Source organism: Lacticaseibacillus suibinensis (genome assembly GCF_003946175.1).
Lineage (GTDB): Bacteria > Bacillota > Bacilli > Lactobacillales > Lactobacillaceae > Lacticaseibacillus > Lacticaseibacillus suibinensis.
On record NZ_RHOK01000011.1, the window covers coordinates 47,200 to 63,370 of the forward strand.

The window sequence follows — 16,171 nt, forward strand, 5'->3', positions numbered from 1 at the left end:
CCTAAATAGGGTTTATTCGAAGAAATTGCCGAAGAAGCGTTTCAAAGCTGAAGCCTTTTTCGGTTCATCGCTGGTGGGTTCAGCGGGTTTAGTCGGCACCTTCGTTGGCGTCTGGGTCGCTGGCCGCTCGTTGGCAGCCGGCGGATTAGGTAAGACGCTGGCGACCAACAAATCGATGTCCGTCAGCTGCGAAGCGTAGGTGATAAGACCCAGCGCCGCGGTGAAAGCCGGGTGCCGTAAACCCATTGCATCTGGGATATACCGCTTCACCGGATGCTGGAACACATCCTGGGCCAGTTCGGTAATCCCAGGCAGCGCCGCATTGCCGCCGGTAATGACAATGCCACCAGGCAACGCGAAAGCATCAACGGCCTGCAAGGCTTCATTCAAGCGGGTCAAGATCTGTGTGAGCCGCGCTTCAATGATTTCGGCCAAATACTTCTCTGACACCATGATGGGTTCGGTTTTGCCCACCACTGCCACTGGGAACGTATTATCTTCGTGAGTGGCTAAGGAATCGGCAGTGCCGTAGTCGCGCTTGAGCTTTTCCGCATCAGCGTAACCGGTATTCAGCACCACGGAAATGTCCTTGGTGACGTACTCGCCACCTTCTTGATCGACATCGGTGAACTTCAGCTTATGGTCATGAATGACGGCTGCAGTCGACTGGCCGCCGCCTAAGTCAATCAGAATGGTACCAAAATCTGCTTCGCCATCACTTAAGGCCACTTGCGCTTGCGCCAGCGGGGAAACAACCACATTGCGCAAGGTCAAGCCGGCTTTTTCAATCGCCTTTTTCGTGTTATGTAACACCGTTTTCGGCGCGGTGAACAAGATGCCGTGCATTTCCAGGCGCACCCCGATCATGCCGCGGGGATCTTTGATGTCGTCAAACCCGTCAACAATAAACTCGGTTGGCGTTAAGGATAACATCTCCCGCTCTGGCGGGAGGTTCCGGACCAAGGCCGCGGCCGCCACCGCGCGCACGTCGTTGTCGGTGATTTCTTTACTTTGATCGCCGACTGCAATCATCCCGGTGACGCTTTCGATTTGCAGCATGTTCGCTGGGACCCCAACGACGACTTGTTGGATCTTGATACTTGCTTTTTCTTCCGCTTGACTGACGGCTTGCCGAATTGCTTCAGCGGCCTTGTCAATATCCACGATCACGCCGCGCGATAACCCTTGCGACCTGGAACTGCCCACGCCAATAATGTTCAGCTGACCTTGCACAAGCTCGGCCACAATCACTTTTATTGAGGTGGTCCCGATATCAAGCCCTACATAGATGTCTTGATTTTCCATGACCACGGAACCTCCTTGCTACCTGTTTTTTAATAATTAGATGAGAAAACATAACGCTGAATTTATCTTACCACACGAACCCGTCATTTGCGCCGCCATATCGGCAAAAGCCGGCGTTTTTCGCCTATTTTGCCGTTTTGGCTGGATAAGGGGTGAAAAATGCCCCCACTTCCAGGTCCACCGTGCCTTTCGTTGTCACCTGCGCCACGATGCTCGGGTAGTAAGCAATCTTTTTGGCCACGGTGCGACTATCAGCCACCACGGTGTTACCATCGGTCATCGTCAGCGTGATTTGATAAGGATTACCGTCGCCGCGGCTAGCATCCACTTCCGAAGTGGCCCGCCGCACCGCCGGCGGAAACTTGGCGACGGCTTTGGCCAACGCCGCGGCCTCTTTCACCGTGAAACCGGAAAAAACCGGGTAGTTCGCTAGTGGGGTTTTCGTCTTGGCTTTAATCAAAGTGCCATTGGCCAAAATCATTTGATACCGCTTATTGGCCAGGCGGTAGCCGATGGGCTCATGCTCCTTCACCGTAATGGTGACCTGATCAACGGCCTGCACTTTGACCTGGGCCGAGGCAATTTGCGGCAGTGCTTGCTTGATACGCGTGAGATAACGCTGCGGATGCAGCAGCACGCTGGGAATCAGAACACGATTAGACAGCGTACTGGCATCAATGACCTGCTGAATCGGCACATTCTCAGTGCCATTGACACTGACCTGTTGCACCTTGGCCACTGGGGACATCAGATAGCCAAACCCAGCGAGGAGTAAGACTAACGGCGCGGTGACCAGGATGATATTGCGCGTGCGTTGGTGCCGTCTGAAACTGGTGAGCGTCGGTAGCGGCAGATTGCGCTGCTTAGGATGGCGCCTTTTTTTGGCTTGCTTAGCCTGGTAGGCTTCCCACGGCGTCAAGGGATCAGCTTTTTTGCGTGCAGAATGAAACCATGCCACTGTGAGTCACCTCCTAACTGTGAATGAACGATTAACGGGCGATGGCTTCCTGCAGCACCGCAATCAACTGATCGGCGGCGTCAGGCACCCCCATGTTTTTGGCGGCTTTAGCCATGGCTTGCAGTCTGGTATCATCAGCCATCAGCGCCGTGATTTGACTGGCAAAGTTGGTATCTAATTCGGGTTCGGTGATCATCAAAGCCGCCCCACCATCAGCCAAACTCTTGGCATTCACGTACTGGTGGTTATGGGTGACATTCGGACTGGGAATCAACACGCTCGGCAAACCCAAGGCGGTTAATTCCGCGAGGCTCGTGGCGCCGCTGCGGCCAATGACTAAGCTCACATCTGGCAAAATCGCCGGCATGTCATCGACATAAGGCACCACCTTAACGTTTTCGGGAACGTGCTTCAGTTGATTCTTGATCCGGCCGTAATGGCGATTACCGGTCACAAATAGCGTCTGGAAATCAGCTCGGCCAAAAGCCGGTAAGGCCTGAACCGCCGCCGCATTGATTTTTGGGGCGCCGCGCGAGCCACCAAAAATCAGCAGTGTCCGCTTGTGCGGGTCGAGTCCAAAGTCCGCTAACCGCTCATTGGGCCGAAGCCCTGCGACTTGTTGGGCCCTGGGATTACCAGTCAGTACCACTTTTTTGGCCGGAAACGCACTGGCCACTTCAGGAAAGGTGATGGCTATGCGATCGACAAAGCGAGCCAAGAATTTATTGGTGACGCCGGCCACCGAGTTCTGCTCGTGAATCACCGTGGGCACGTGATGGGTCGCCGCTGCAAACAGCACCCCGGCCGAGACATAACCACCGGTGCCCACCACGACATCGGGTTTGAAGGCCTTGACCATTTTGGTCGCTTTATTCATGGAACCCACAAACAGCCCCAGCGTTTGGACGTTAGTTTTGACGCCGGCCAAGTTTAGCTTGCGTTTGAAACCCTGCAGCGGCAAGGTTTCAAAGGGAATCTTGGCGTTGGGCACAATGCGGCTCTCCAGCCCTTTTTCGGTCCCCACATACATCACTGCGTCCAAAAGCCCGCGTTCTTGCAGGCGCTGAATTAAGGCCAAGGCCGGGTAAATGTGGCCGCCAGTGCCGCCACCGGAAATCATCAGGCGCATTTAAGCTTCCTCGCTTTCGGCTAGTGCTTGAACCGCGGCAATGAATTCATCCCCTCGGATTTCAAAATTAGGATATTGATCCCAGCTGGCGGCAGCTGGCGACAGCAACACGACATCGCCAGGCTGACTTTGGGCAAATGCCAGCGGCACCGCGGTTTTCACGTTTTCGGTGCGCTGGTAAGGAATGTCGGCTTGCTGCGCCAGGGCTTCCATTAACGGCGCTGTTTCCCCAAAAGTGATCATGGCGTGAACATGAGCCTTGATCAGTGGCAGCAAATCATCCATCGGCAGGTGCCGATCGAGCCCGCCGGCCAGTAACACGATGGGCTGATGAAAAGCAGTTAAAGCGACGGTGCTGGCTTCAACGTTAGTCGCCTTGCTATCGTTATAGAATTTGCGGCCGGCAATGGTTTGCACATATTGAATCCGGTGCTTAACGCCGGTGAACCGGCTTAACACTGCCACAATGGCGGCGTTGGTCACGCCGCTGAGTTTAGCGGCGGCAATGGCGGCCAGGGCATTCTCGATGTTGTGCGCCCCGGGGATTTGCAAAGCGTCAGCTTCAATGATGCGCTCACCGTCAAAGCATAACCAACCGTCCGTTAAGGTGGCCCGGGCGCCGGTAGCGCCTTGGCGTGAAAATGGCACGATGGTCGCTTGGCTTTGCTTGGCCAGCTCATGCATCTCCGGTAAATCCCAATTCATGATGAAATAATCATCGGCGGTTTGATTCATGGTGATGCGCATTTTGGCCTTTACGTAGTTTTCTCGACTGCCGTGCCAATCCAAATGCGCCTCGTAGATATTAGTCAAAACCGCAATATGTGGGTGCAAGGTTTGAATGCCCACCAGCATGAAGCTGGACAATTCGGCGACAATCGTATCGGCCGCGGTGGCTTTTTGGACGACCCCAGACACCGGAATACCAATATTACCAGCGTCATAGGCATGCCCAGCGCGCTCGCCTTCGTTCAGCATCAGGCCAATTAAAGTCGTGGTGGTGGTTTTACCATTACTGCCGGTCACGCCGATCCAAGTCGAATCAGAAACTGAGTAAGCCAACTCGGGTTCAGTAATCACCGGAATGCCCAGCGCCTCGGCGCGCTGCACCATGGGATTGCTGTATGGAATGCCGGGATTTTTCACCATCAGTTCGAAGCCCTCGTCGAGCAACTCCACCGGATGGCTCCCAGTAATCACGGTAATGCCTTCGTCCAGCAGGGCTTGCGCTTCCTTGTTGTCATCGAACTTTTGCTTATCATTGACGGTCACCAACGCGCCGAGCCGATGCAGCAATTTGGCGGCATTGACCCCACTTTTGGCTAACCCGAGCACTAACACTTTTTTGTTTCGATATGCTGTATTTACACGCATGCGCCAAAACGCTCCCCTATCTTTGCTCTCTTCAACGGAAGAGGCACAATCTTACCAAAAAAGAACCAAGTACAAGCCACTGCCCAAAATGGCCACCAACCAAAACGTCAAATCCACTCGCCATTCCGACCAGCCCAGCATCTCAAAGTGATGATGAATTGGCGACATTTTGAAAATGCGTTTGCCGGTCAACTTAAAGCTGGCCACCTGCAAAATCACACTCGCGGTTTCACCGACATAAACGATGCCAATCAGCAGCAAGGACCACGGCCGATTTAGCAACAGCGAAATCACGGCCAAAAGTCCCCCTAACGCCAGGCTCCCGGCGTCGCCCATGAAAATCTTGGCTGGCTTGTGGTTGAACAGGAAAAAGCCCACCATCGCGCCGACGGTCACCAGGCACAAAATCAAGACATCGACGCGCCCATCATGCGCCGCCAGCACGGCATAGGCAATGAAGCTAATCGTGGCCAAACCAGCTACCAACCCGTCGATCCCGTCGGACAAATTGACCGCGTTGGAAAAGCCAACCAACCAGACCACCGCAAAGGCCGCAAACAACACTGGCACGGCCAAGGTGAAGCCAAACAGCGGCAAACTCGCCGGAAAGCCCTCATGGAAGTAGGCAATCAGGAACACCACCGCCCCGAGAATCTGACCCAACAATTTTTGCCAAGCCCGTAAGCCGAGGTTGCGGTGATGCGAAATCTTGATGAAATCATCCAAGAACCCTAGCAGTCCATACAAAACCAAGATAAACAAGCCAACCCACACGCTGACGGTTAAGGCGTGTTGCCACCAATCGCACAGCAGGGCTGCCACCACAATGGCGAAAATGAACACGACCCCGCCCATGGTTGGGGTGCCGTTTTTCTTTTCGTGCCACTTCGGCCCGATTTCCCGAATGGTTTGGCCTTCCTTTTTCATGCGCATGTAGCCAATGAACAAGGGCATGATGATGATGGTCAGCGAAAACGCCGCCACCATCGGGATCAACATCTGTGTGAATTGCATGATACTCCTACCTTCATGATTTACTGAGTTTTCTGAAAAGCTACCGTCACTGTTTCGCTGCCAAGCAGTGAACCACTCGCTAGGCTCTGTTTAGTGGCGTAGCCTTCCCCTTGGAGCTTGAATTTCTTCCCTGTAAGCTGGGCTAATTTTAACACATCGCTCTTCGACCAGCCAGAAACGTCAGGCATGGTCATCGCCCCATTGGTTAGCAGAATCACCCGTGAACCAATCAGTGCCGCGGAATCAGCCGCCGGCATCTGTTGCACAATCCGGTTCCCAGTCCCCACGGTGGACACCACTAACTTCTTCGCGGTCAACGCGGTTTGCGCCGCTGTCAGCGTGTCGTTGGTTACAGCAGGAATAGCCAAGGTTTGCGCCGAGGCGCTAACACTGCTGCCAGCGTTCAACGCCAGCAGCCGAGTCATCAACGGATGGAACAAATCATTGATCGCGGTAGTAGCTGGTTTTTTCATGGTCTTATTTTGCTTCAAAGTGATATAAACGATGAATTGGGGATCACTGGCTGGCGCAATCGCCAGCAGACTGTGCAACTGATTGGTGGCCCCATCGAGGTACCCACCTTTAGGATTCGGCACATTGGCTGTCCCGGTTTTGGCGGCAATATCAGCACCGGCGATTTTGTACATCGTCCCAGTACCATAGCTTTGGTTGATGGTATCGCGCATCTCATTCAGCACCTGACTCGCCGTGCTGGCGCTGATCGGCTTGCCCACCACTTGCCGCGAATAAGTCGTGGTTTTGCCACTGGCAGACTTGATCTTGCTGACAATCCGTGGGCGCACCATGGTCCCACCATCGGCGATGGCGGTAGCCGCCTGCAAAATCTGCATTTGCGTCACGTTGATACTTTGCCCGTAGGCCATGACCGCGCGGGTCACCGCACTGTTCAGGTTGTAACTACCAGCGCTTTCATTGGGCAGCGCGATGCCGGTTTTTTGACCAAAGCCAAAATCCTTTAGGGTTTTAGCCTGATTGGCTTCACCCATGGCTTGCACAATATGCACAAAGCCGACGTTACTGGAGCGCGGCAAGGCCTGACTGAGTGGAATTTCACCAAACCCCACGTGGTTCCAGTCACGAATGGTGGTATCGCCCACTTTTATTTTGCTGGAATCGTAATACTGATTAGAATTGAAGGTGCCGCTTTGAATCGCCCCGGCCAGATTGAACACTTTCATGACTGATCCAGGTTCATAAGCATCTTCCACAAGACTGTTTTGCCAGGAAGCGCCGGCACCGAGGCCGTCCAAGGTGCTGGGATCAAAGGTCGGCCGCTGACTGGCAGCCAGAATTTCGCCGGTTTTGGCGTTCATCACCACCGCCGTCAGTGATTGTTGCTGATACGTGTTTTGCACCTGGGTCATGAGGGTTTCCAGATAAGATTGCAGACTACTGTCCAAGGTTGTGTAAACATTGCTCCCGTTTTTCGCCGCCTTGGTTTTCACCTTGGCTTGCGGAATCCGGTAACCGTAATTGTCGCCTTGCGCGGTGCGATAGCCATTGTGCCCGGCCAGCAGCTTGTCGAAGGTCTTCTCCAGCCCCATCACGCCCACTAGGGATTGATCCGAGTCGGTGGTTTTATTGGCCTGGGCAAGGCCAACAGTGTAACTAGCGAAGACCCCATTTGGGTACAAGCGCGAAGGACTAGCCGTCAACGCAATGCCCGGGAGTTTTTCCTTCATGATCTGATTGCGCGTCGCCAGCGACAAGTTCGTCCCCGCCGTGCCAAATTCGACTTGATTAGTGCCTTGCTTGGGATTGAGATAGGCCAAAATCTTCTCTTTGGCCAACGGCAGGTACCTGGCCAAAACGGTGGCGGTTTGCTCTTTGTCGGAGACGTATTGCTTCTTGCCATCAACCACTTGGGTTTTGTCCAGCACCGCATAAAGCGTGTAGGTATTCGCGTCTTCGGCAATCACACTGCCATTGCGATCATAGATATTTCCACGATCGGCTTGAAGTTTGGCTTCCCGATAGTATAGCTTCTGCCGAAAGGCGGCGAGGTTTTGATTATCTACGGACCCACCGGCAGCGACGTACCAAAAACGACAAATGAACGCAAGCAAGATGGCCCCAACCCCAAAGATCAGAATAATACCGAAGATCTTGCGATTGCGCTCAGGATGCCTAACGCTCATTTGTCGTGATTGCTGTTTCTTTTTCATCTACTTATTCACCGCACGTTTGATATTTCCCTCGATCACTGTGAAGCCGTGCGCCTTGGCGTAACTGGTCAAGCGATTGGAATTGGATAACTCACCGATATTTTGCTTGGCATCGGCGATATCTTGTTTCGAAGTGGTGATGTTGCGCTGGACCTGCTGATAACTGCGATCCATATTGGCCAAGGTCATTTGGCCGGTCAGGTAGAACAGACAAAAGCCCACCATGATTAAACCTAGCGCCAAAGTGGCCAACCGCTCAAGCGGCGAAAACGGCACATGCTTGGGCGCCGCTTGCGGCGCCTGCTGCGGCGTCGGGGCGGCTTTGGGTGCAGCAGGTGTTGGCTCAGGCTGCATCATATCTAACTGTCTTGCTGTGTTATCAAGCATGTCGTTCACTTCGCTTTCCGCATGATGACCCGTAATTTCGCGCTATGCGCACGATGATTGACGGCTAATTCAGCTTCACTTGGTAAGATTGGTTTGCGATTAACCAAACTGAAGTCTGGCACCGCGTCTGCCGGTATCACCGGCAAATCGCGCGGGAGATCTTTGGTTTTTGTTTTTTCATTGAACATGGTTTTGACGAGCCGGTCTTCCAAAGATTGGAAGGTAATGACGCTAATGCGGCCGGCTGGCGCCAACAGCGTGAAGGCTTGCGTCAAGGAGTCTTCCAGCGCCCCTAATTCGTCGTTCACGGCGATGCGGATGGCCTGGAACACTTTTTTGGCGGGATGACCGCCCGTGCGCCGCGCCTTAGCCGGAATGCCGGCTTTGATCAGCTCAACCAGTTCAAAAGTGGTCTCAATCGGCTGCTCAGCGCGAGCCCGCTCAATTTGGCGGGCAATCGACTTGGCAAACCGTTCCTCACCGTAGCGGGTAAAAATCCGCACCAGGTCTTGGAAGGACCACTCGTTGACCACTGTCCGGGCCGTCAAGCGCTGGCTTTGGTCCATCCGCATATCTAGCGGCGCATCAAAGCGATAGCTAAAGCCGCGCTGGGAGTCATCGAACTGCGGTGATGACACGCCCAAATCGTACAAAATGCCATCCACCTGCGTCACCCCGGCTTCTGCCAAAGCGGCGGTTAAATCGCGAAAGTTGCGATGTAGCAAATGCAAGTTTGCTGGCATTGGCTGCAAAGCAGCGGTCACGGCATCAATGGCGGCCTGGTCTTGATCAAACGCGTAAAGCTGGCCCGAGGTGAGCTGGCTCAAAATGCGTTTGGTATGACCGGCGCGGCCCAAAGTGGCGTCAACATAGATACCGGCAGGATTGACGGCCAGCTCATCAGTGGCCTCTTTTAATAAGACGGTTTCGTGGGTAAATGTCATCGGCTACAGTCCAAAGTCTGTCAGATTTTCAGAGATATCATCAAAGCTCTCTTCAGCAGAGGCAGTGAAGGCGTTCCACCGCGCTTCACTCCACACTTCAATGCGATCAGAAACACCAACTAAAACGCAGGCCTTCTCTAGCCCAGCGTGCTCGATCAAAGGCTTGGGAATATTCACGCGACCTTGTTTATCAAGCTCGCATTCCGTGGCCGCCGAGTACAAGAAGCGGCTAAAGGTCCGGGCGTCTTTTTTGGTCAAAGGGAGGGTCTCAACTTGCGCCTGCAACTTCTCCCATTGCGCCATGGGATAACCAAAGAGGCAGCCGTCCATGCCCCGGGTAAGCACAAAATCACCGCCCAGTGTTTCACGAAATTTGGCTGGAATAATCAAGCGTCCTTTCGCATCAATGCTGTGATGAAATTCACCCATTAGCATGACAGACCCCTCCTTTCCTGACGTTAAATTCAGTCTACCACAATCCCCCACTATCCACCACTCAAGTATCAAAAAATGGCTTGACAAATCTGGTTTTTGACCAACGTTTCCCACGATGTACAAAAAATCCCCACCGGCCGCGGTTTGCAGCAGGTGGGGAACGGTGGATTCTGGGTGGGAGATGCGCCCTATTTTTGCTCTAAAGGGTGATTAAAATCGCCCCAAGCCACCATAAAGTTGTGGCTAAAGTGAGGACGCCGCCCAAAGTTGAAAAATAACGTTTGAGCACTAAATCATAATCTCGGTCAACCAGCAGGACGACCAAGAGTAAGGCAATCGCGCAGGCCGCAAACAAAGCGACCCAGATTGCATTGGGGAGCGGGTTGGCCAAGAGCATGGCCAACCCGCCTAAATTCAGCAGTGTGGCCACTAACGGTAGCAACCGTGAGCGAAATTGAAAGGCGCGACTGGCAATCAACAGCGCCAGACCCACAAGGGGTAATAGATAGCCGAACAACGTGTACATAAGCATTCCTCCAAGCTCCACTATACCCGATTCTGTGGCCGGTCGCATCGATTTGTTCTGCGGTCGCTGGATTGACGAAGGCGGACGACCCGCACCCAACAATTTCAGTTGCCCTTGCCTGGCAAAACAGGTAAACTACAAGGGAATAAATGGCAAATCGTGCAGGCGCAGACTGGAAAAGGTGGTGATACTGGTGAAGCAAAAGCGTTCTAAGTTTTGGTATATTACCCATATCGCAACATGGGCCATGCTGATCGTCACCGTGTTTGGGGTTTTGGTTTTAGCCCTGCAAGCAATGGGTAGTCTTTAACCCTTCCATATAAAAATAAGCGTTGCCTCCAACCTGCACCTGGCTGGAAGCAACGCTTTTTTGTGAGCTAATGTTGCGGTTGGAACTGGGTCGCGGTTTTGGGCTGGAACAGCGCCTTGCGCACGGTCCGCAGCAGCACAGTCACCACGATCAGGGTCACCAGCCCGGTCGCAATCGCTGAGCCGCCATTGATGGCCAGCGAATACAGCCAAGCCGGCATGCCTTTAGGCGCGTATGAACCCCAGAACACCCAACCGGCTAAGAAATGGCAGAAGTACTTCGCCGCCGTGCCAATCAGCACGGCCAGCCAAGCCGTCGCCAGGATGGCTTTAGGCTTATTCTCATGCAGTGCCTTTTGAAATTGCGGATAAAGCAACCCGCCCAAGCCGGCGACGGCAAAGGCAATCGGATATTCCAAAAAGCCTTGAAGCGGATTCAGCACTGAACCTTCGCTAAAGCCGATCAAAAAGACATCCAGCACCCCCCAGGTCAGCCCAGCAGCCATGCCGGCGCCTAACCCACGGCGCAGTGCAAGCACGGTAATCGGAATCAAGCCGTAGCTCATTTCCACACTAGAAATCCCCGTTTTGTGAGGCACATATTCAAGTGCCATCGCGAATGCGGCAATCACCGCAATTTCCATCAGAACAATCAAACGTGACATCGTTTTAGACATCAAAAAACCTCCTTCGTGTGCTGGGAGCCAGCCACAAAGAAGGTCGAAAAATATCGACACCGCAATTCCTACGCTCGTATTAACGAACAGGTTCGAAGGGTCTGGGCAAATGCCCACTCTCAGCCAATGGCTCCCCTTTGCGTTGGTCCCGGACAACTATTTACTTGTGCAAAACCCATTATAAGGGACCGCTTACCAAAGTCAAGTAAAAGCACCAGGCTACAGAAAACGCTGTGGAGCTGGGCGCCCTTAGCCCGGCAGGTAGCCTAAGTCAGCGCATTGAAGTCGCACTTTGACTTCGAGGCGCTGACTGTAGCTAGCTGCTCGGGCGTTGCCCAGCGTAGCGCAACTACAGGCGGCGGAGGGTGGCCGCTTTTAGCCTGACAGGTAGCCTAGCCGGAAGCAGTGCCGCCGCTTTTTGGCGGTGAGGCTTCCGGCGTAGCTAACTGCTCAGGCGTTGGCCACCCGGAGCGCAACTAAAGGCTGTGGCGCTGGGCGCCCTTAGCCCGACAGGTAGCCTAAGTCGGCGCATTGAAGTCGCACTTTGACTTCGAGGCGCTGACTGTAGCTAGCTGTTCGGGCGTTGCCCAGCGCAGCGCAACTAAAGGCTGCGGAGGGTGGCCGCTTTTAGCCTGACAGGTAGCCTAGCCGGAAGCATTGCCGACGCTTTTTGGCGGTGAGGCTTCCGGTGTAGCTAACTGCTCAGGCGTTAGCCACCCGGAGCGCAACTAAACGCTGTGGACCTGAGCGCTTTAGCCAGACAGCCCACGCAAGTTTATAGAATCGGGGCAAACAGCCGCGCCAGCTCAGTGCCCATTTGATGCCAGCGCGTCTGGCTCTTGACCTCGGCATAAGTATAGGCCGTCGCCTGCTGCAAATCGAGCTTGAACTGCCGCTCAGCGCGTTCAGCCAGCGCCTGGTCATAGATGAAGGCCGCAATTTCAAAATTCAACTTGAAACTGCGGACATCCAGATTGGGTGACCCCGTCATGAGATACTGACTGTCGACAATGATGACTTTCCGGTGCAAAAAACCGGCATCATAGCGGTAAACCTTCACCCCATGCTTAGCCAAACGGTTCAGATAAAAGGCCGTGGCTTTTGCCATTAGCGGTTGGTTGGTTTGTTTGGGCACCATCAGCCGCACGTCCATGCCACTTTGGGCGGCTAAAATCAGCCCATCAAGTAGACTATCATCCGGCACGAAGAACGGCGATTGCACCCAGATACGGCGCTTAGCCAAGGCCAAAAGCCGCAAATCGCCCAACTTGATGGCTTCCAAATCCTGCTCCGGACCGCCACTGACAATTTGCATGGTGGTCCGGCCGGTATCATGTGATTCCGGAAAATAAGCGCGTTGGAAATGCACCTTTTTAATGCGGGCAGTGGTGTTCCAATCCATGAAGAAGCGCGCCTGCAACGACGCCACCGCCTGCCCGCTGATCCGCAGCTGGGTGTCTTGCGTGATGAGATACTTGCGTGACGACGAGCCAATGTCAAAGCCTCCCATGTACCCGACACGGCCATCAATGACGGTGATTTTGCGGTGATTGCGAAAGTTGATCCGCAAATTGGCCCGGCCTAGCTTGGTGGCAATGAACGGCTCCACCATGCCACCAGCCGCGATCAGCGGCCGCCAAAAGTTTCGATTCAGGCGATGAGAGCCAAAGGTGTCGTAAATCACCCGGACCCGCACGCCGGCCTCGACTTTTTTGACCAACAACTGCACCAGGGCTTGCCCGTGGGCATCAGGCGCAATCGTGTACGCCTCAATATGAATATGGTGCTGAGCCGCCTCCAAATCCTCAAACAAGCGGCGACTAAACGCCGTGCGGTCAAAAATCAACTGCACGTCATTCATCGTTGTAATCAAAGCCCCATCCGCCTTGAGCAGCGTCCGCACCAACTCCGGCGCGCCAGCAAACGGGGAATTAGTACCTTGGTCTTGGCTCAACTCAACCGCTTCTTGCTGCGCGGCCACCATTTGATCAATCCCAAGCCGCTGCTGGGTGGCCAGTGCATTCAGTTTGTTGGTTGACAACTTACGGCCAAACAACCAATACAGCACAAAGCCGAGCACCGGAATTAACATCAAAACCAGCAACCACGCCCAAGTCGCCGCGATATCGCGCGGCTGCCGAAACACCGTCACGATGGCTGATGCCGCATTGACGACCACGATGACAACCAGAAGTGTCTCCAGCCACATCCGGCATCCCTCCTCCACTTATCGTTTTATTCATAATACCACAGGGCAAGCAAGCGCAGTCCTACATGATGGTACGTTTTTTAATAACGAAGCAATATTTTGATGACGCCTTCTGACAGGAAAGAATGCTGATTAAAATAACGAGCGATACTTGACCATGTTATTCAGCCAGGGCGGTCGGGTCAGGCAGAGGGACGCGGTGGGCAAGCGGTGAAACGAAAAAGCCGGCGAGACTGCGGTTTTTGCAGGCTCACTGGCCTTTTCGGGGCCAATCCTGAGACTCGAAGGCGAGCGGGGCGAGTCGAGCTCCGGATTGAGGGTCGAGACCTTGGCTCGGCCCGGCCCCACAGCGCCCCGGCGCCTAACCCGATCGCGCTGGCGCCCCCGAATCAAAAAAGAATGGCACAAGGCCATTCCCCTTAGTCCACCGATTTTTCACCGAACCATTTCTCGTTGATCTTTTCCAGCGTCCCGTTTTTGGCCAAAACCTTTAACCCATCATTGATTTTCGTTTGTAGGGTGGTATCGGTTTGACGCAAGCCCACAGCGAAGTCTTCCGGCGGGAAGTCGCCGGCCACCACGCGATAAGCGCTCGGGTCACTTTGGTGTTTGACATAGTAGTCAGCGTAGACCTGGTCGATCAAAATCCCTTGAATGCGCCCGGCGTTCAGATCCAAGAAAGCATCGTCGAAAGTGTCGTAAAGCACTGGCGTTTGCTTGGCAATCAAATTCTTCAGCTTCTTGGGTTCACCATCCAGATCCGCGGCACCGCTAGAGCTGGTTTGAACCCCTAGTGTCTTGCCTTTCATATCAGCAAAGGACTTGATATTGGCATTGGCCTTCGTGACCAGCACCTGGTGATTCAACAGATATGCCTTAGAAAACCCAACCTGCTTGGCCCGCTCTGGCGTCACCGTGTAACCATTCCAAATCAAATCAATGGTTTGGTTCCGCAACTCGGTTTCTTTCATCGACCAATCGATGGTTTGGAAACTCGGCGTGATGCCGTATAGTTTGAACACGGCTTTGGCCAGGTCAATATCGTAACCACTGAGCGTCCCGTCTTTTTGACGAAAACCCATCGGCACAAAACTATCATCAAGGCCAATCACGACTTTTTTGGTTTGCTGAATGCGTGGCCAACTGTTTTTCACCACGGTGCGGGCGCAGCCAGCAGCACTCACGACGGCCAGCACGAGCACCAGCAGGGCGATAATTCGCTTTTTCACGCTTCCCCACCTCCAAGTTTAGCCACCGTCAGTGTTTCATCCGCCACCGCCTGCGCAAAGTCCATATCGTGGGTCACCACCACTTGGGTCATCCCTTGCGCCTTCACACTGTTAATCAGATCCGCCACAGATTGGCGCAAGTTAGGATCCAGCGCCGAAGTGGGTTCGTCGTAGAGCAAAATTTGCGGCTTCAAGGCCAAGGCCCGGGCAATGGCGACCCGCTGCTTTTGCCCCCCTGACAAGGAAAACGGGTAAGCGTCCGCCTGAGCAGATAAATCGAGCTCGGCAAGCAGTTGATCCGCCTGCGCGGTTGCCGCTGCTTGAGTGGCGCCTTGCAAGGTGGGCGCTAAGGTCAAATTGCGCCGGACCGTCAGATTGGGGAATAATTCAAAACCCTGGAACACAACCCCAATCAGTCCAGCCTGCCGCATTTTAGCTGCGGTCGTGGCCTTACCGTTCCAAATCATCTCACCGCTGTCCGCTGGCGTCAGCCCAGCGATAATGCGAAGCAGCGTGGTTTTCCCAGCGCCGCTGGGGCCGACAATCGCGAGCGTTTTCTGGTCGGCAATGGTGACATCAACGCCTGCCAATACGGTTTGGTCACCAAATTTTTTCGTGATATTTTTGAGTTCTAACATGTGATGACCTCCTTATTTGTAGTAGCTAAAGGCTTTTTCAACGCGGCGCTGGAGCAGGGTTAACACCAACGTCATGATCAAGTACAGTAGCGCCACTAGCACCAGTGGCACCAAAGTGACATCGCGCGCGGTCGCCACTTCCCCGGCCCGGAGCAGGTCGCCTAGGCCAATCACGTACACCAAGCTGGAGTCTTTGACCAGGTTGATCACTTCATTCCCCATGGAAGGGAGCACCACTTTCAGGACTTGGGGAATGACCACATAACGTAAGGTTTGCCAGCGGGTCAGGTTCAGCACACTAGCGGCTTCAAACTGCCCTTCCTCAATCGCGCCGAACCCGCCGCGGTAAATTTCCGCGAAATAAGCGGCGTAGTTGAGAATGAAGGTGAAAATCACCGCAGAGAAGCGATCGAAGACAATGTGGACCAGCGGTAACCCGTAAAAGACGAAAATCAGCTGCAGCAACAGCGGTGTGCCGCGGAATAACCAGATATAGCCGTCCAGTAAGCCTTTACCGGCAACGGCCAATGGGTTTTTGCCGCGATACAGCAGCCCGACGGCTACAATCATACCCAGTGGAATGGCCCCCAGTAACGTGATGGCAAAAACGGCTAGGGTCATTTGTACCCCAGAAAGTAATGCTGGTAAAATCGAAATCACGTAATCCATAATGTCCTCCTTTTGCCGCTTCTGCAGCAGGTTAATCGTTGAATGAACGCAAAAAGCGCCCTCCTGTACGGTTGTACAAGAGGACGCTTCTGCGTGGTGCCACCTCACTTCGCCTTGCTGTCACCAACAAGACCTCACGTGGTTGAAAAACCCACCGGAAACAAAAATGCCCCCACTCAGGC

General features: G+C 53.9%; 16 protein-coding genes and 1 riboswitch. Of the genes, 1 reads left to right on the forward strand and 15 read right to left on the reverse strand.

The features are described 5' to 3' along the window. Positions 1 to 12: 12 nt before the first annotated feature. The 10 genes from ftsA to EKM90_RS07045 form a co-directional block, all read right to left on the reverse strand. Positions 13 to 1,305, reverse strand: coding sequence for a cell division protein FtsA (gene ftsA, locus EKM90_RS07000; RefSeq protein WP_125581067.1), 1,293 nt, complete (start codon positions 1,303 to 1,305; stop codon positions 13 to 15). A gap of 124 nt (positions 1,306 to 1,429) precedes the next feature. After that, positions 1,430 to 2,263: a cell division protein FtsQ/DivIB gene (locus EKM90_RS07005; RefSeq protein ID WP_125581069.1), complete on the reverse strand. Its 834-nt coding sequence runs from the start codon at positions 2,261 to 2,263 to the stop codon at positions 1,430 to 1,432. A 31-nt stretch (positions 2,264 to 2,294) separates the two neighbouring features. Next, complete coding sequence (gene murG / locus EKM90_RS07010; protein WP_125581071.1) at positions 2,295 to 3,392, reverse strand: undecaprenyldiphospho-muramoylpentapeptide beta-N-acetylglucosaminyltransferase; 1,098 nt, start codon at positions 3,390 to 3,392, stop codon at positions 2,295 to 2,297. Then, positions 3,393 to 4,766, reverse strand: a complete 1,374-nt coding sequence (gene murD, locus EKM90_RS07015; RefSeq protein ID WP_125581073.1) for a UDP-N-acetylmuramoyl-L-alanine--D-glutamate ligase — start codon at positions 4,764 to 4,766, stop codon at positions 3,393 to 3,395. A gap of 51 nt (positions 4,767 to 4,817) precedes the next feature. Next, positions 4,818 to 5,780 carry a phospho-N-acetylmuramoyl-pentapeptide-transferase gene (mraY, locus tag EKM90_RS07020; protein WP_125581075.1) on the reverse strand — a complete coding sequence of 321 codons (963 nt, stop codon included), beginning with the start codon at positions 5,778 to 5,780 and terminating at the stop codon, positions 4,818 to 4,820. 20 nt (positions 5,781 to 5,800) lie between these two features. Continuing rightward, entirely contained in the window at positions 5,801 to 7,966 is a 2,166-nt protein-coding gene (locus EKM90_RS07025) for a penicillin-binding protein (protein WP_125581077.1), read from the reverse strand. Continuing rightward, positions 7,967 to 8,353: a cell division protein FtsL gene (locus EKM90_RS07030; protein WP_125581080.1), complete on the reverse strand. Its 387-nt coding sequence runs from the start codon at positions 8,351 to 8,353 to the stop codon at positions 7,967 to 7,969. Positions 8,354 to 8,358: 5 nt separating this feature from the next. After that, positions 8,359 to 9,297 (reverse strand): 16S rRNA (cytosine(1402)-N(4))-methyltransferase RsmH, encoded by a 939-nt coding sequence (gene rsmH, locus EKM90_RS07035; protein ID WP_125581082.1) that lies wholly within the window; start codon positions 9,295 to 9,297, stop codon positions 8,359 to 8,361. A 3-nt stretch (positions 9,298 to 9,300) separates the two neighbouring features. After that, entirely contained in the window at positions 9,301 to 9,732 is a 432-nt protein-coding gene (gene mraZ / locus EKM90_RS07040; RefSeq protein WP_125581168.1) for a division/cell wall cluster transcriptional repressor MraZ, read from the reverse strand. A gap of 199 nt (positions 9,733 to 9,931) precedes the next feature. Continuing rightward, positions 9,932 to 10,258 carry a DUF3397 domain-containing protein gene (locus tag EKM90_RS07045; protein WP_125581084.1) on the reverse strand — a complete coding sequence of 109 codons (327 nt, stop codon included), beginning with the start codon at positions 10,256 to 10,258 and terminating at the stop codon, positions 9,932 to 9,934. Positions 10,259 to 10,451: 193 nt separating this feature from the next. Between EKM90_RS07045 and EKM90_RS12800 the strand changes: the two genes are divergently transcribed. Next, positions 10,452 to 10,568, forward strand: a complete 117-nt coding sequence (locus EKM90_RS12800; RefSeq protein ID WP_164507893.1) for a DUF4044 domain-containing protein — start codon at positions 10,452 to 10,454, stop codon at positions 10,566 to 10,568. 67 nt (positions 10,569 to 10,635) lie between these two features. On the opposite strand, the gene thiT is transcribed toward EKM90_RS12800, so the two are convergent. The 5 genes from thiT to EKM90_RS07075 form a co-directional block, all read right to left on the reverse strand. Then, entirely contained in the window at positions 10,636 to 11,244 is a 609-nt protein-coding gene (gene thiT / locus EKM90_RS07055; RefSeq protein ID WP_125581088.1) for an energy-coupled thiamine transporter ThiT, read from the reverse strand. 48 nt (positions 11,245 to 11,292) lie between these two features. After that, positions 11,293 to 11,391: riboswitch (TPP riboswitch) on the reverse strand. 628 nt (positions 11,392 to 12,019) lie between these two features. Next, entirely contained in the window at positions 12,020 to 13,453 is a 1,434-nt protein-coding gene (gene cls, locus EKM90_RS07060) for a cardiolipin synthase (RefSeq protein ID WP_125581091.1), read from the reverse strand. Positions 13,454 to 13,872: 419 nt separating this feature from the next. Next, positions 13,873 to 14,682, reverse strand: a complete 810-nt coding sequence (locus tag EKM90_RS07065; protein WP_125581093.1) for an amino acid ABC transporter substrate-binding protein — start codon at positions 14,680 to 14,682, stop codon at positions 13,873 to 13,875. Next, positions 14,679 to 15,320, reverse strand: a complete 642-nt coding sequence (locus tag EKM90_RS07070) for an amino acid ABC transporter ATP-binding protein (protein WP_125581095.1) — start codon at positions 15,318 to 15,320, stop codon at positions 14,679 to 14,681. Before EKM90_RS07070 ends, EKM90_RS07065 begins: the two co-directional genes overlap by 4 nt. Before the next feature lie 12 nt (positions 15,321 to 15,332). Beyond that, positions 15,333 to 15,989 (reverse strand): amino acid ABC transporter permease, encoded by a 657-nt coding sequence (locus EKM90_RS07075; protein ID WP_125581097.1) that lies wholly within the window; start codon positions 15,987 to 15,989, stop codon positions 15,333 to 15,335. Positions 15,990 to 16,171: the final 182 nt, after the last annotated feature.

What these genes read in the sequence shown, in the direction of transcription:
- ftsA (WP_125581067.1), bottom strand. Translation starts at nt 1,305, where the DNA reads ATGGAAAATCAAGACATCTATGTAGGGCTTGATATCGGGACCACCTCA.
- murG (WP_125581071.1), bottom strand. Translation starts at nt 3,392, where the DNA reads ATGCGCCTGATGATTTCCGGTGGCGGCACTGGCGGCCACATTTACCCG.
- murD (WP_125581073.1), bottom strand. Translation starts at nt 4,766, where the DNA reads ATGCGTGTAAATACAGCATATCGAAACAAAAAAGTGTTAGTGCTCGGG.
- mraY (WP_125581075.1), bottom strand. Translation starts at nt 5,780, where the DNA reads ATGCAATTCACACAGATGTTGATCCCGATGGTGGCGGCGTTTTCGCTG.
- EKM90_RS07025 (WP_125581077.1), bottom strand. Translation starts at nt 7,966, where the DNA reads ATGAAAAAGAAACAGCAATCACGACAAATGAGCGTTAGGCATCCTGAG.
- EKM90_RS07030 (WP_125581080.1), bottom strand. Translation starts at nt 8,353, where the DNA reads ATGCTTGATAACACAGCAAGACAGTTAGATATGATGCAGCCTGAGCCA.
- rsmH (WP_125581082.1), bottom strand. Translation starts at nt 9,297, where the DNA reads ATGACATTTACCCACGAAACCGTCTTATTAAAAGAGGCCACTGATGAG.
- mraZ (WP_125581168.1), bottom strand. Translation starts at nt 9,732, where the DNA reads ATGCTAATGGGTGAATTTCATCACAGCATTGATGCGAAAGGACGCTTG.
- EKM90_RS07045 (WP_125581084.1), bottom strand. Translation starts at nt 10,258, where the DNA reads ATGTACACGTTGTTCGGCTATCTATTACCCCTTGTGGGTCTGGCGCTG.
- thiT (WP_125581088.1), bottom strand. Translation starts at nt 11,244, where the DNA reads ATGTCTAAAACGATGTCACGTTTGATTGTTCTGATGGAAATTGCGGTG.
- cls (WP_125581091.1), bottom strand. Translation starts at nt 13,453, where the DNA reads ATGTGGCTGGAGACACTTCTGGTTGTCATCGTGGTCGTCAATGCGGCA.
- EKM90_RS07070 (WP_125581095.1), bottom strand. Translation starts at nt 15,320, where the DNA reads ATGTTAGAACTCAAAAATATCACGAAAAAATTTGGTGACCAAACCGTA.
- EKM90_RS07075 (WP_125581097.1), bottom strand. Translation starts at nt 15,989, where the DNA reads ATGGATTACGTGATTTCGATTTTACCAGCATTACTTTCTGGGGTACAA.